This is a genomic window from Streptosporangium sp. NPDC002544 (assembly GCF_040295965.1).
GTDB lineage: Bacteria > Actinomycetota > Actinomycetes > Streptosporangiales > Streptosporangiaceae > Streptosporangium.
Genome location: NZ_JBEOWJ010000002.1, coordinates 379,009 through 391,701, shown reverse-complemented (window position 1 = coordinate 391,701; position 12,693 = coordinate 379,009). Strand labels below are relative to the sequence as shown.

The window sequence follows — 12,693 nt, the reverse complement described above, 5'->3', positions numbered from 1 at the left end:
GCCCTCGTTCTCCGCGCCCCACAGTGAGCGTCCCCGGTCCGGCTCCGACTCACCGCGCGTCCCGCGAGGTCGCACCGGGCACCGCGACGTCGAGCGCCCAGCAGCAGAAGCTCAGCTCGTCGACGTCCTGTTCGACGAGCGCCGTCAGCGTGGTGCCGCCGCCGTGTCCCGAGGCCCGGAGCGGCAGCAGGAGATAGGGGCCGCCTTCCTTGCCCTCGGACTGGAGCATGGCGACCATCTTGAGCGGATCGTGCGGCGGTGCGACCCGATCGTTCAACGCCGACACGAACGCCATCACGGGATAGCGGCGATCGGCTCGGACGTTGTGATACGGCGAGTACCCGGCGAGATAGGCACCCTCGACGGGATCGTCGGGCGAGCCGTACTCGACGGTCGCCGAGCTCAGGTGGCCGAATCTCGGAAAGTTCAGCATGTCGAGGACGGGCGCGCGGCAGTAGACGGCTCCGAACGCCTCGGGTGCCTGCATGGCGGTGACGGCGACGAGCAGACCGCCGTTGCTGTTGCCTCGCGAGAGGAGCCTGGAGGGTGTGGTGTAGCCCGCCGACTCCAGCCGGCGCGCCGCCGCGATGTAGTCGTCAAAGGCGTTCTGCCGCCGCGTCTTGACCGCCCCCTCGTGCCAGGCGCGGCCGTACTCGCCGCCGCCTCGCACGTTGGCGAAGGCGAGCACGCCGCCCAGTCTCAGCCAGGCGGCGTTCAGCGCGGAGAAGCGCGGCTCCAGCGGGATGTTGAAGCCGCCGTAGCCGCTCAGCCGCACGGGCCGGTGACCGTCGCGAGGCAGATCCCGGTGATGAACGATGAACATCGACACCCGGGTACCGTCCGGCGACTCGTACCAGTCCTGGTCCGTCACGTACTCGGAGGCGTCCAGCCCGACGTCGGGCACGTGGTACGGCGACAGGCGGTCGGCCGCGTAGTCGTACCGGTAGACCGATGGCGGCTGCACGTACGAGGTGAAGTTCACCCACACCTCGTCGCCGCTCCAGGAGCCGCCGACACCGCTGACGATGCCCTCACCCTCGTTGCGATTCACCGAGCCGAGCCCCGGCAGCACCAGGTCGCGCAGATAGGCGCCGTCTTCGGCGTGGATGCGCACGCGGTGCGACGCCGCGTGCGAGTAGACGGCGTAGAGCCGGCCACCGACGCCCGCGACCGTCTGCAGCGTGTCCGAGTTCTCCGGGATGAGCGTCCGCCACTCCGTCGGGGCGGTGAGCGACGCGACGCAGAGGCGGCCACGCGGCGCGTCAAGGTCGGTGTGGACGAGCAGGGAGTCGCCGATCACCTGCACCTGGTTGAGAGCGCGCATGACGGGAGCGACCGGCAGGAACGCGTCGTCGGCGAGGCGCAGCAGGTAGACGACGTTGGCGTGTACGTAGTCCCACTTGTGGAGCACGGCGAAGCGCCCGCACTCACTGACCTTGACGGAGCACCAGTACTCCTTCTCCTGGTCGTCGCCGAAGATCCGGCGGGCCGGCTCGTCCGACCCGAGCCGGTGCTCGTAGACGGCGTTCCAGTGCGCCTCGTCGCCCGCGGGTACCTCACCCGGCTCGGGACAGGCCGCGTAGAAGAACCCCGACCCGTCGGGCCGCCAGGCCGGTGCCGTGTGGCCCGTGCCGCGGGGCCGGTCGGGAAGGAGCCGCCCCGTCTCGACGTCGAGCACCTGGATCACCGCGTCGTGGGTGCCGCCGACGGCCTTCCCGAACGCGACCAGCGCGCCGTCGGGCGACGGCACGGCGAACACCAGCGCCTCGTCGCTCGGCCAGGTGTTGGGGTCGAGCACCGCCTCCAGCGGTGCGCCCCCGCGGCGCCGAAGCATGAGGGAGAGCTTCTCGTCGCCGGCGTCCGCCCGCCAGACGAACTCGCGTCCGTGCGGCCCGGCGGGAGTCGGCGGCGACAGCCGCGCGTGACGCGCCGATCGGGAGACCGCCGCCCGCAGCCAGTCGCGTCCGGGCTCCGCGCGCAGCACGGAGTGCGTGACGGCCTCCTGCGCCGCGATCCACGCCTGGGTCTCCGCGTCGTCGAGCCGCTCCAGCCAGGCGTAGGGATCGTCGAACCACCTGCCGTGCAGCGTGTGGCCACTGTCCGGATCACGTCGTGTCACGGGAATCCCCAGACCCCGGACCGGTCTCTGCGTCATGTGATCCTCCGCCGGTGCGACCGGCTTGTTGTCGTGAGAGGGGCCCATGCCCATCGGCGAAACGGCCGCCCATGCGGCAGGTCATCCGGCTGCCGGGGCATGCGCATTGAGAATCTGCATTGAGAATCTACAGAACGCCTGGCTAGGGTGGGCCCGTGTTTCTGATCACCGCCCCGCCGACCGCCCGCTAGCGGGCGGCCTCTCTCCTGACGACCGGACCCGAGCGGTCCGGTGGGTGCTTGCCGTCCGCATACGTGCGACCTGACGACGATCACCTCATCTGGAGAGACCTTCATGACGCATGTCTCCGTGCGGCGGGGCCTGCTGTACGTGTCCATCGCGGCGACCGCCTGGGGCACCGGCGGTGCCGCGGGCGCGCTGCTCTACCAGGCGGGCGGGCTCGGCCCCGTCGCCGTCTCCTTCTGGCGGTTCGCCGCCGGAGCCGCCATGCTCCTGCTGGCCGGCCGTCTCCTCGGCCTCGGGGAAACCCGGCCCGCCGGAGACGACCCGGCCCTCGGCGGAACCCGGTCCGCCGGACCACTCACCATCCGAAGGCCCCGGCGCGGGGCCACCCTCGGGCGGATCCTGGTCACGGGCGTGGCGATGGCCGTCTACCAGACCGCCTACTTCGCGGCGATCGCCGGATCGGGACTGGCCGTGGCGACGGTGGTCACCATAGGCGCCACTCCCGTCCTCGTCGCCGCGGGCGGGCGGCTGCTCCTGGGGGAACGGCTGGGCGCGGCCGGGCTGGGCGCGGTCACGATCGCCCTGACCGGTCTGGCGATGCTGACCCTCGACGACGGCTCCGCGACCTTCTCCGCGGCCGGCATCGGGTGGGCGCTGCTGTCGGCGGCCGGGTACGCGGGCGTGACCCTGCTCAACCGGGCCTCCTCCGGCGAGCCGTACCGCACCGCCATGGGCGGCTTCGTCGTCGGCGGGCTCTGCCTGCTGCCCGTCGCGCTGGCCCAGGGCCTGCTGCCCTCCGGCGACCCGCTCGCCTCCTGGGCGATCATCGCCTTTCTCGGCACGGTTCCGACGGCGCTGGCCTACGGCCTCTTCTTCACCGGTCTCGCCGCGGTGCGTGCCACGACGGCCTCGGTGATCTCCCTGGTGGAGCCGGTCGGCGCGGCGCTCCTCGGCGTCCTGCTGCTCGGCGAGCGGCTCACCGTGCCGGCGGCGTGCGGCGGTGTCCTGCTGCTCGGCGCGGTCGCCCTGCTCGCCGCGGGCGAGAGGGAAGGCGAGAGGGGCACGACCTGAGCCGTACGGGGTCCCCGCGAGCCGCACGACCGTCCCCACGAAGGAGGGCGTGCGGCTCGCGGGCCGTCAGTCGAACAGGTCGGGTTCGGCGGCGACGATCTGGTCGTGCAGCGGCTGGAAGTTGATCCAGCCGACCGTGTCGTTGCCGATCTGGCCGTGGGTGAGCTTGGCGTTCTCGTGGCTGATCTGGACGGTGGGCCCCGCGGCCTTGGCCAGCAGCTGCGCCTGGCACGAGCGCTCCATCGTGATGAACCACCAGGCGGCGGCGTCCACGCTGTCGCCGACCGTGAGCAGGCCGTGGTTGCGCAGGATGACCGCCTTGTGCGAGCCGAGGGCCTGCGCGATGCGGCGGCCCTCCTCGGTCTCCACCACCACGCCGGTGTAGTCGTCGAACAGGCCGTGGTCCTCGTAGAACGCGCAGGCGTCCTGGGTGAGCGGTTCCACGAGCGTGCCGAGCGAGGACAGCGCCTTGCCGTACACCGAGTGGCTGTGCGCGGCGGCGACCACGTCCGGCCTGGCCTGGTGGACCATCGAGTGGATCGCGAACGCGGCCTGGTTGACGTGGTAGCGGCCCTCGACCACCTGGCCGTCGTGGTTGACCAGGATCAGATCGCTGACCTTGATGTGCTTGAACGACATGCCGAACGGGTTCACCCAGAAGTGGTCCGGGTGCTCGGGGTCGCGGACCGTGATGTGTCCGGCCACCCCCTCCTCGAAGCCGAACCTGCCGAACAGCCGCAGCGCGGCGGTCAGCCGCTCCTGGCGGTGGCGGCGCTCCTCGGCGACGGTCTCGAACTTCTGCGGCAGCCGGAAGGCGAGCTGGTCTGTGGGAACGGGCTGCAGGTCGGACAGGCTCATCGCGCCTCCAGGGCGGTCATCGTATGTTCGGTGGTCGTCGTACGTTCGGCGGTCTCACAACCTTCGTGCCGATCATCGGGGATGTCCACGCCTCCCCGGCAGAGAATAAGTCCGATTTATTACGCTATGACATAACAAACCGCCGATAAATCTGTATCTTGCGTCATCCGCTGGGCCGGTGACCTGGCGCCTCGGCGTCCCACCGGCCCGATGTCCGCGGCGAGCCGCCTGCCGCTTCCGAGGCCTCGCGAACCCGCTCCGATCCATGAACAATCGATCTTTGCACCACAATGTGCGAAGAGACGGAACGCGAGCCCGTAAACGGGCGTTGGAGGAGACGTGGCCTCGATAACTCAGCTCTTCAGGCGCTTCCTCGAACGCCCCGGCACCATCGACCTGTCGAAGTTCGAGCGGGTCGTGGCGGATGCCGGGACCCGCGAGGAGCGGATCCGCGCGCTCGACGAGGTGCCCACGCCCTCGGTCGACGACCTGGCGGAGTTCTGCGCGATCCTCAGGGAGGCAGCGCGCCGCACGCTCGACCTGCGGCCGTACGACGTGCAGCTGGTCGGCATGCTGGCGATGCTGTCGGGAAACGTCGCGGAGATGGCGACCGGCGAGGGCAAGACCCTGTCCGGTGCGATGGCCGCCGCCGGATACGCCCTGCAGGGCAAGCGGGTCCACGTCATCTCGGTCAACGACTACCTGGCCCGGCGTGACGCCGAGTGGATGGGCCCGCTGTACGAGGCGCTCGGCGTCTCCTGCGGCTGGATCGGGCAGAGCTCCACGCCCGAGGAGCGCAGGGCGGCGTACGCGGCGGACGTGACGTACGGCTCGGTCAGCGAGATCGGCTTCGACGTGCTGCGCGACCGGCTGAGCACCCGGGTGGAGGACCTGATCGTTCCCGCGCCGGCCGTGGCGGTGGTCGACGAGGCCGACTCCGTGCTGGTCGACGAGGCCAGGGTGCCGCTGGTGCTGGCCGGGGCCGCCGACCCCGGTGACGCGGTGCCGGAGATGGCGGCGCTGGTCAGGCAGCTGGTCAAGGGCTACCACTACGAGCTCGACGATCAGGCGCGCAACGTCCACCTGACGACCAAGGGCATCGACACCGTCGAGCAGGCGCTCGACCTCGACCTCTACGACACCCCCGCCACGCTGACGGAGGTCAATCTCGCCCTGCACGCGCACGCCCTGCTGACCAAGGACGTCGACTACATCGTCCGGGACGGCAAGGTGCACCTGATCAACCCGTCGCGGGGCCGGGTGGCGCTGCTGCAGCGCTGGCCGGACGGCCTGCAGGCGGCGGTGGAGGCCAAGGAGGCGCTGTCGCCCTCGGAGACCGGCGAGATCCTCGACTCGATCACCGTCCAGGCGCTGATCACCCGCTACCCGGAGAAGTGCGGCATGACCGGCACCGCGGTCGCGGTCGGCGACCAGCTGCGGGAGTTCTACGACCTCAAGGTGGCCGTGGTCTCCTCCAACCGGCCGTGCGTGCGGACCGACGAGCCCGACCGGCTCTTCGAGTACCGGATGGAGAAGGACCTCGCGCTGGTCGAGGAGATCGCCGAGGTGCACGCCACCGGCCGGCCGATCCTGATCGGCACCATGGACGTGGCCGAGTCCGAGCGCCTGGCGCTGACCCTGAGCGGCCGAGGGCTGGAGTGCGTGGTCCTCAACGCCAAGAACGACGCCGAGGAGGCGGCCATCATCTCCCGGGCCGGGGAGCGCGGCGCGCTCACCGTCTCCACCCAGATGGCCGGGCGCGGCACCGACATCCGCCTCGGCGAGGGCGTCGACGAGCTCGGCGGCCTGTACGTCATCGGCTCGGGCCGGCACACCAGCAGCCGCCTGGACGACCAGCTCCGCGGGCGCGCGGGCCGTCAGGGCGACCCCGGCGGCTCGGTCTTCTACGTCAGCGGCGAGGACGAGCTGATCGCCCACTACGTCGCCGACGAGTACGCCAAGGGCGTGCCCGAGCACTCCCTGGTGGGCCACGCCCAGCGGGTCGCCGAGGGCGTCAACATGGAGATCCACCGCAACACCTGGCGCTACACCCGGCTGCTCGAACGCCAGCGCGGCCAGTTGCTGGAGCGCCGCGACCGGGTCCTGCGCGAGCGGGTGGCCGGCGAGGCCCTGGCCTCGGCCGCTCCCGAGCGATGGTCGGAGCTACAGGAGAGCGTCGGCGAGGAGGTGCTCCACGAGGCCGCCCGCCAGATCGTGCTGTTCCACCTCGACCGCGGCTGGGCCGACCACCTGGCCTACCTGGGGGAACTGCGCGAGGGCATCCACCTGCGGGTTCTCGGGCGGCTCAACCCGATCGACGAGTTCCACAAGGACGCGGTCCCGGCCTACCAGCGCCTGCTGGCCGAGATCGAGTCACGCTCGGTCGAGACCTTCGAGACCGCCACGGTGACCGCGGACGGCCTCGACCTCGACGGCGCGGGCCTCAAGCGCCCCACCGCCACCTGGACCTACCTCGTCCAGGACAACCCCTTCGGCACCGAGTGGGACCGCATCCTCAACCGCCTCACCACCAAGGTCCGCCACCGCTGACCACCCGGCCGAGCTCATCCATGTGACGCATCTCGGGCCGGCCGTTCCAGGAGGCCGGTCCGACGAAGCCCGGCCTCCACCTCCTCCTTGGAGAAGGTGCGTCCCGACGCCAGGTCGGCGAGCCCTTCGCGGACGGCCGTCATCGTTTCGGCCGAGGCGCGTCCTGCCCTACGTCCTGCGCCACCTGCTCCACCGTTGAGGGAAACTCCTAGCCGGACTTCTCCACCTGGTCGAGGAAGTCGAGAACGCGGGGCAAGACCACGTCCGGCGCTTCCAGGATGGGGCTGTGACCGATCTTCTCCAGGCGCCACAGGGTGGCGTTCGGCAGGTGCTCGACCATTTCGTCCTGCCACGGAACGGGACGCGGCTTGTCCTCCTCGCCGGAGACGATGAAGACGGGCACACTGATCTGCGGAAGCAGGTGCACGGCGGTGCCGCGTTCGATGACACCCGCCATCGCGGGGCGCAGGGTCTTGGGAACCTCGGCGATCCGTGACTTCCACAGCTCGACGACGTCCCGCTTGGCGGGGTCGTTGCGGGTGGTGACGCCGAACATGATCTCCATGGTCTCCTGGAGCACGTCACCGACGAAGCCCTGGCGGCCGACGTTGTCCACCCACTCGCGGAAGACCACCAGCTGATCGGCGGGCTCGGAGCAGGCGGACGAGCCGAGGGTGACCATCGACTTGACCAGCCCAGGCCGGGCCACCGCGAGCCGGAAGCCCACGTCACCGCCCATGGACTGCACGAGCAGGTGCACCTGCTCCAGGTTCAGGGCTTCGGCCAGTGCGATGACATCGGCGGTGACCGTGTCCAGATGAACGAAGTCGCCCTCCGCCGCCGCGCTCTTGCCCTGACCACGGAAGTCGGGGCGGATGACCCGGTACTTGCCGGCGGCCGCGTCCTTGAAGCCCTCGAACATGCGGCCGTCGAGGAACAACGAGTGGAGGGCCAGGACAACGGGAAGATTCTCCTCTCCGGTGTCGCGGACGAAGAGCTCCGTTCCGTTGACCTTGATCCTCTTCTCGGTTTCAGTGCTGCTCATGGTGGTGCCTCTCGCAACTTGGGAATGGAAGCGGGTACTCATGCCCGGGGCAGGCAGGCGTCAAGGAAGGCGGCAGCGGACTCAAGGGCCGCACCAGGGGTTCGAGATCCGGGAGGCGGGTAAGCGCCGCGCGGATCGCGGCATGACATCGGCTTTCGCACAGACGAGCGGGGCGCGTCAGTGTCGTACCGAAGCGAGCAGGATGCGGCGGCTGGTGCTGCTCAAGGCGGTGGCGGCCACCAGGATTCCGCCCTGGAAGAGGAACTGGACATAGGACTGGGCGCCCAGCAGGGACAGCCCGTTGAAGGTGACGGTGACGATGAGGACGCCCACGAGCGTGCCCAGGATGTGAAAGTCGCCGTCCCTGAGCACGGACGCGCCGAGGAAGACCGCGGCGAACGCGTTCAGCAGGTAGCCGTCACCGGCCGTGACCTGTCCGCTGCCGATGCGCGCCGACAGCACGATGCCTGCCAGGCCCGCGCACAGCCCGCAGATCACAAAGGCGATCACGGTGATGCGGGCAACCCGTACGCCGGCCATCCGGGCTGCCACCTGATTGGCGCCCACCGCCTGCATGTGATGCCCCAGCAGCGTGAAGTTCAGCGCGACCCACAGGCCGCCCAGTACCAAAGCCGTAAGGATGATGGGGGTGGGGATGCCCAGCACCGAGGCACGCGCGATGTCAGTGAAGGGGCCGGGCTCGAGCGTGATGGGTGTGCCGTTGGAGTAGGCGTAGTTGATGCCCAGCAGCATGGTGCTGGTGCCCAGGGTGGCGACGATCGGGTTGATGCGCAGGTGCGCGACGAGCAGCCCGTTGACCAGCCCGATGGTTCCGGCGGCCACCAGGGCGAGCAGCATGGCGGCGAACCACGGAAGACCGCTGCGCTCCAGGAAGCCGACCGCGAGGATGCCGGACAGGCTCACCACGGAGGCGAAGCTGAGGTCGAACTTGCCCGCCACCAACGGCAGGGTGAGGCCGCCGGCGACGATGGCCAGTGTGGCGCTCTGGTTGAGAATGTTCAGCAGATTCTGGCCGGTCAAGAACGTCTGCGGGCTGGCCGCGGTGAAGCCGACCAGGAGCAGGACGAGGACGGCGGGGGTTCCATACCTGCCTGTCAGAACCAGCGCGCGCTGTGCTGTGCCCGGTGCGGCCCCCGGCTCAGCCGACGGCTTCGCGGCTTGTTCGATGGTGCCTTCCATGGCGGGTTCTCCAGTTTCTTGATCGCGCGACGTGGATTACGCGTAGCAGAGGTGCAGCATGTTGGGGACGGTGATCTCACCGGCTGTCAGCTCGCCGACGATGCGGCCTTCGGCCATGACGAGCACGCGGTTGCACTCAAGGAGTTCTTCGAACTCCGAGGAGATGACGAGAACGGCGGATCCGGACTCGTTGGCCTCGCGGATCCGGTGGTAGATGTCGGCGCGCGAACCCACGTCCACGCCGCGGGTGGGTTCGTCCAGGATGAGGATCTTCGGGTCGGTGGCCAACCAGCGGCCCATGACGACCTTCTGCTGATTTCCACCGCTGAGGCCCACGACCGGCCGGCGGGCATCCGCCGTCTTGATCCCGAGGGTGCGGCAGGTGTGGTTCGCCGCGGCCCGGGACGAGCGGGGCCGGATGAGCGGCAGCCACTTGCCGATGCGCCACCGGTCCCACACCGTGATGTGGAGGTTGTCCTCCACCGAATGCGTGAGGAACAGCGCCTCGGAGCGCCGCTCCTCGGGGACATAGGCGACGCCCCGGGTGATGGCGTGGGGAATGGAGCGGGGCCGGTACGGCTTGCCGTCCAGGGTCATCGTGCCGCTGTCGGAGCGATCGGCACCGAAGATCAGCCGTGCCAGTTCCGTACGCCCGGAGCCGACCAGGCCGGCGATGCCGACCATCTCGCCCTCGTGAAGCGTGAGGGATACGTCGCGCACGCTCCGGCCGCGGCTCACGCCCTGGAGGTGCAGGGCGAGGCGAGAGTGCTCGGTCGCCTCGAAGGCCGTGGCCCCGGCGCCGGGCGTGATGTCGTGGCCGACGATGGCACGTACGACGGCTTCGCGGGTGATCTCCGCTCGGGGCAGCGCCAGGGATACCGATCCGTCCTTGAAGGCGGTGACCCGGTCACAGACGGCCGTCACCTCGTCGAGCCGGTGGCTGATGAACACCACGGCCACGCCGGAGGCGGCCAGCTCGCGCGCGACCTCCAACAGCTTGGCCGCCTCCTGGGCGTCCAGGGACGCGGTCGGCTCATCCATGGCGATGAGGGCACGGTCCTCCACCAGCGCCCGCGCGATGGTGACGAGCCATTGCTGGTGAACGGTCAGTTCGGAGACGGGGATGTCGAGCGGGAAGTCGATCCCGACTCGACGGGCAGCGCGAAGCACCGCGCCGGGCACGCCACCGAACCGGCGCAGTGCCACCATCGAGCCCTGGTGGCTGCCGAGCATGATGTTCTGCGCTCCGGTGAAGGAGTTCACCAGGTTCAGTTCCTGGTGGATGAAAGCGAGTCCGAGGCCGACCGCGTCGACGGGGCCGTGGACGTGGGTGATCTCACCGTCGACCAGGATGTCGCCCGCGTCGGGCTGCTCCAGACCGGCCAGACAGCGGATCAGCGTGGACTTGCCGGCGCCGTTCGCTCCGACGAGCCCGTGGATCTCACCGCGCCGGAAGGAGACGTCGACGCCGCGGAGCGCGCGGATGGCTCCGTATGCCTTCGCCAGTCCCCGCACCTGGACCAGGGGTGCCGCCTGGCCGAGCGGCGCCGGCTCCCCGGTGCCGGGCACCGTCGCTGCTGTCGCCATGACTACTTCCTCAGTTCGGGATGGTCTGCCAGGAAGCCCTCGACGTTGGACCTGTCAATGATCTTGTAGTCGCCGTCGATCTCGACCGGCTCGAAGTCGTTGGGAGCCGCCCAGTACTTCTCCAGCAGCCGGGCGATCTCACGTCCCTGGGACGGTCCGTCGATCCACTGGGTCGCGGTCAGCTTCCCCGCCTTGACCAGGGACAGCGCCTCGGCGGTGCCGTTGAGACCGTAGCTGTTGACATCGGTGCGGCCGAGCTGCTGCAGGGCCGCGACGGCGCCGGTGGCCGGGTCGTCGAAACAGGCCCACACGGCGAGCCTGTCGCCCTTGGGGTGTGCCTGCGCCCAAGCCTGCGTCGCCTTGTCCGCCGATTCGACCTGCCCGGGGATGGTGATCTGCCGGGCGTCCACCTTGATGTCCGTCTTCGCCACGGCCTCATCGAGCGCCTTCTCACGGCGCTGGCAGGGCAGTCCTGGGCGATAACCGAGGGCCAGCAATGCCCCCTTGCCCTCCAGGTCGTTCACCACCCGCTCGGCCATCGGCTGACCGATCGACACGTCTGCGGCGATGGGCACGCCCGGCCCGAGGCCGCCTCCCCAGTTGGCCACGGGAATTCCTGCGGACTGCGCCGAGGCGACTCCCGAGGCGAGTGCGTCGGTGGGGAACACGGAGATGGCGATCGCGTCGACCCCCTTGGTGGCCAGGTTGGTCAACGCCGTGTTGGCGGAGTCGACGCTGCCGTTGGCGTCCACCTCGGTGATCTCCCAGCCCTTGCTCTTTCCATAGGCGGCAATGGCGTCGAGAGCGCTGTTGGCGTAGACATCCGATCCGGAGAAACGGATCAGTCCCACGGTTTTGGCATCCGCCCCACCGGCGTCGGCCGTTCCGGCGGCGCAGCCGGCAAGGACGGCGGTCAGGCCGACGGAGGCGGCGAGGGGACGTATGACGGTTGTGCGGCGTTTCACGGCGCGCTCCTTCGTGAAGGCGCGGAGTCGGTGTGCGCGACGGCGAGGGCGGGACTCTGCGGCCTGCTGGTGTGAGTTTTCCGAGGGGGGAGCCCGGGGGGCGCGTTCTCGTCCGTGGGCTGGGTGGGCCAGGAGCGACAACGCCGGCGGAGGAGATCCGCTGCTTATCGAGATCACCATGAATGGATCCATATACGAGGATCCTTTAATGGCTCTAAGATTCCCTCTGGAATCTGACCACGTCAACCCATGGACAGGGATTGAGCATATTGCGATTAGATAACGTGATTCAGTTTATGGATCCACAAAATGGGACCGGCGAGGTGCATCCGGGCATCCCGAAGAGGGGGACCGCCCCTGGTGCGGCCCGCCCGGAAGTGAACGGAAGATATGTCAGCCGATCGGCGTCTTCACCCGGCGAACAGTTCGGGGTGCAGCGACAGCGCCAGCCGTGTCCGGCGGATATGCCCTGCCAGGAAGCGCTCGGCGTCGATGGGATCGCCTCGCTTGATCGCCTCTATGATCAGCCGGTGCTCGAAGTTGATCAGTTCGTGCCCGGCCGGATCGATGAGGTGGGCGTAGGCCCGCCGGTAATGCTGAGTCGTGTTCCAAAAGCGCCGGACCATCGTGAGCAGATGATCAATGCGGCAGCCCGAGTAGGTAATCAGATGGAATTCTCTGTCGAGGATGAGGAAATGGTCGACGTCATGGTTCGCCTCGATCTCATGCTGAATTTCATCCAGCCGCGCGAAGTCGTCTGAAGTGAGATTCGGCATTGACTCGCTGAGGGCGAGAGGTTCTACCCGCTCTCTCAGCTTGTAGGTCGCCTGGCACTCGGCCAGGTCCATCTTGGAGACCCAGGCCCCGCTGTTCGGTTTGAGGACGACCAGGCCTTCGGCCTCCAGAATCCGCAGGGCCTCGCGGACCGGCAGCCGGCTGGAGCCGAAGGACGCGGCGACCTCTTCTTGCATGATCCTCGCGCCCGGGGCGAGGTCCCCGGAGAGGATCTGCTTGCGCAGTGTGTCGGCGACCCTCTGGCTGGCGACAGAGGACGGTCCGTCGAGGCCTGGCGGCAT

Annotated in this window: 9 protein-coding genes; 2 read left to right on the top strand and 7 right to left on the bottom strand. The window is 69.3% G+C overall.

Annotated elements, in window-relative coordinates:
* Positions 1–49: 49 nt before the first annotated feature.
* The gene (locus tag ABT061_RS04570) at positions 50–2,119 is read right to left on the bottom strand and encodes a prolyl oligopeptidase family serine peptidase (RefSeq protein ID WP_350912601.1); all 2,070 of its coding nucleotides are present in this window, start codon (positions 2,117–2,119) and stop codon (positions 50–52) included.
* Positions 2,120–2,449: 330 nt separating this feature from the next.
* Here ABT061_RS04570 and ABT061_RS04565 point away from each other — a divergent pair, with 330 nt between their 5' ends.
* Positions 2,450–3,412, top strand: a complete 963-nt coding sequence (locus ABT061_RS04565) for a DMT family transporter (protein ID WP_350912599.1) — start codon at positions 2,450–2,452, stop codon at positions 3,410–3,412.
* Positions 3,413–3,478: 66 nt separating this feature from the next.
* Here ABT061_RS04565 and ABT061_RS04560 read toward each other — a convergent pair whose 3' ends face one another.
* Complete coding sequence (locus tag ABT061_RS04560) at positions 3,479–4,270, bottom strand: class II aldolase/adducin family protein (RefSeq protein ID WP_350912597.1); 792 nt, start codon at positions 4,268–4,270, stop codon at positions 3,479–3,481.
* A 348-nt stretch (positions 4,271–4,618) separates the two neighbouring features.
* Between ABT061_RS04560 and secA2 the strand changes: the two genes are divergently transcribed.
* Complete coding sequence (gene secA2 / locus ABT061_RS04555) at positions 4,619–6,820, top strand: accessory Sec system translocase SecA2 (RefSeq protein WP_350912728.1); 2,202 nt, start codon at positions 4,619–4,621, stop codon at positions 6,818–6,820.
* A 208-nt stretch (positions 6,821–7,028) separates the two neighbouring features.
* Here the strand turns inward: secA2 and ABT061_RS04550 are convergent, their stop codons facing one another.
* The 5 genes from ABT061_RS04550 to ABT061_RS04530 all read right to left on the bottom strand — a co-directional run bounded on the left by ABT061_RS04550 (position 7,029) and on the right by ABT061_RS04530 (position 12,693).
* Positions 7,029–7,865 (bottom strand): alpha/beta fold hydrolase, encoded by an 837-nt coding sequence (locus tag ABT061_RS04550; RefSeq protein WP_350912595.1) that lies wholly within the window; start codon positions 7,863–7,865, stop codon positions 7,029–7,031.
* Between the two features lie 177 nt (positions 7,866–8,042).
* Positions 8,043–9,065: an ABC transporter permease gene (locus ABT061_RS04545; protein ID WP_350912593.1), complete on the bottom strand. Its 1,023-nt coding sequence runs from the start codon at positions 9,063–9,065 to the stop codon at positions 8,043–8,045.
* A 36-nt stretch (positions 9,066–9,101) separates the two neighbouring features.
* On the bottom strand, positions 9,102–10,652 hold the full coding sequence (locus ABT061_RS04540) for a sugar ABC transporter ATP-binding protein (RefSeq protein ID WP_350912591.1): 1,551 nt from the start codon (positions 10,650–10,652) through the stop codon (positions 9,102–9,104).
* A gap of 2 nt (positions 10,653–10,654) precedes the next feature.
* A complete protein-coding gene (locus tag ABT061_RS04535; RefSeq protein ID WP_350912589.1) occupies positions 10,655–11,617 on the bottom strand; it encodes a sugar ABC transporter substrate-binding protein in 963 nt (320 codons plus the stop codon).
* Between the two features lie 410 nt (positions 11,618–12,027).
* The gene (locus tag ABT061_RS04530) at positions 12,028–12,693 is read right to left on the bottom strand and encodes a GntR family transcriptional regulator (protein WP_350912587.1); all 666 of its coding nucleotides are present in this window, start codon (positions 12,691–12,693) and stop codon (positions 12,028–12,030) included.

Coding starts and splice junctions, on each gene's coding strand:
- ABT061_RS04565 (WP_350912599.1), top strand. CDS start 2,450: ATGACGCATGTCTCCGTGCGGCGGGGCCTGCTGTACGTGTCCATCGCG.
- ABT061_RS04560 (WP_350912597.1), bottom strand. CDS start 4,270: ATGAGCCTGTCCGACCTGCAGCCCGTTCCCACAGACCAGCTCGCCTTC.
- ABT061_RS04550 (WP_350912595.1), bottom strand. CDS start 7,865: ATGAGCAGCACTGAAACCGAGAAGAGGATCAAGGTCAACGGAACGGAG.
- ABT061_RS04545 (WP_350912593.1), bottom strand. CDS start 9,065: ATGGAAGGCACCATCGAACAAGCCGCGAAGCCGTCGGCTGAGCCGGGG.
- ABT061_RS04540 (WP_350912591.1), bottom strand. CDS start 10,652: ATGGCGACAGCAGCGACGGTGCCCGGCACCGGGGAGCCGGCGCCGCTC.
- ABT061_RS04530 (WP_350912587.1), bottom strand. CDS start 12,693: ATGCCGCCAGGCCTCGACGGACCGTCCTCTGTCGCCAGCCAGAGGGTC.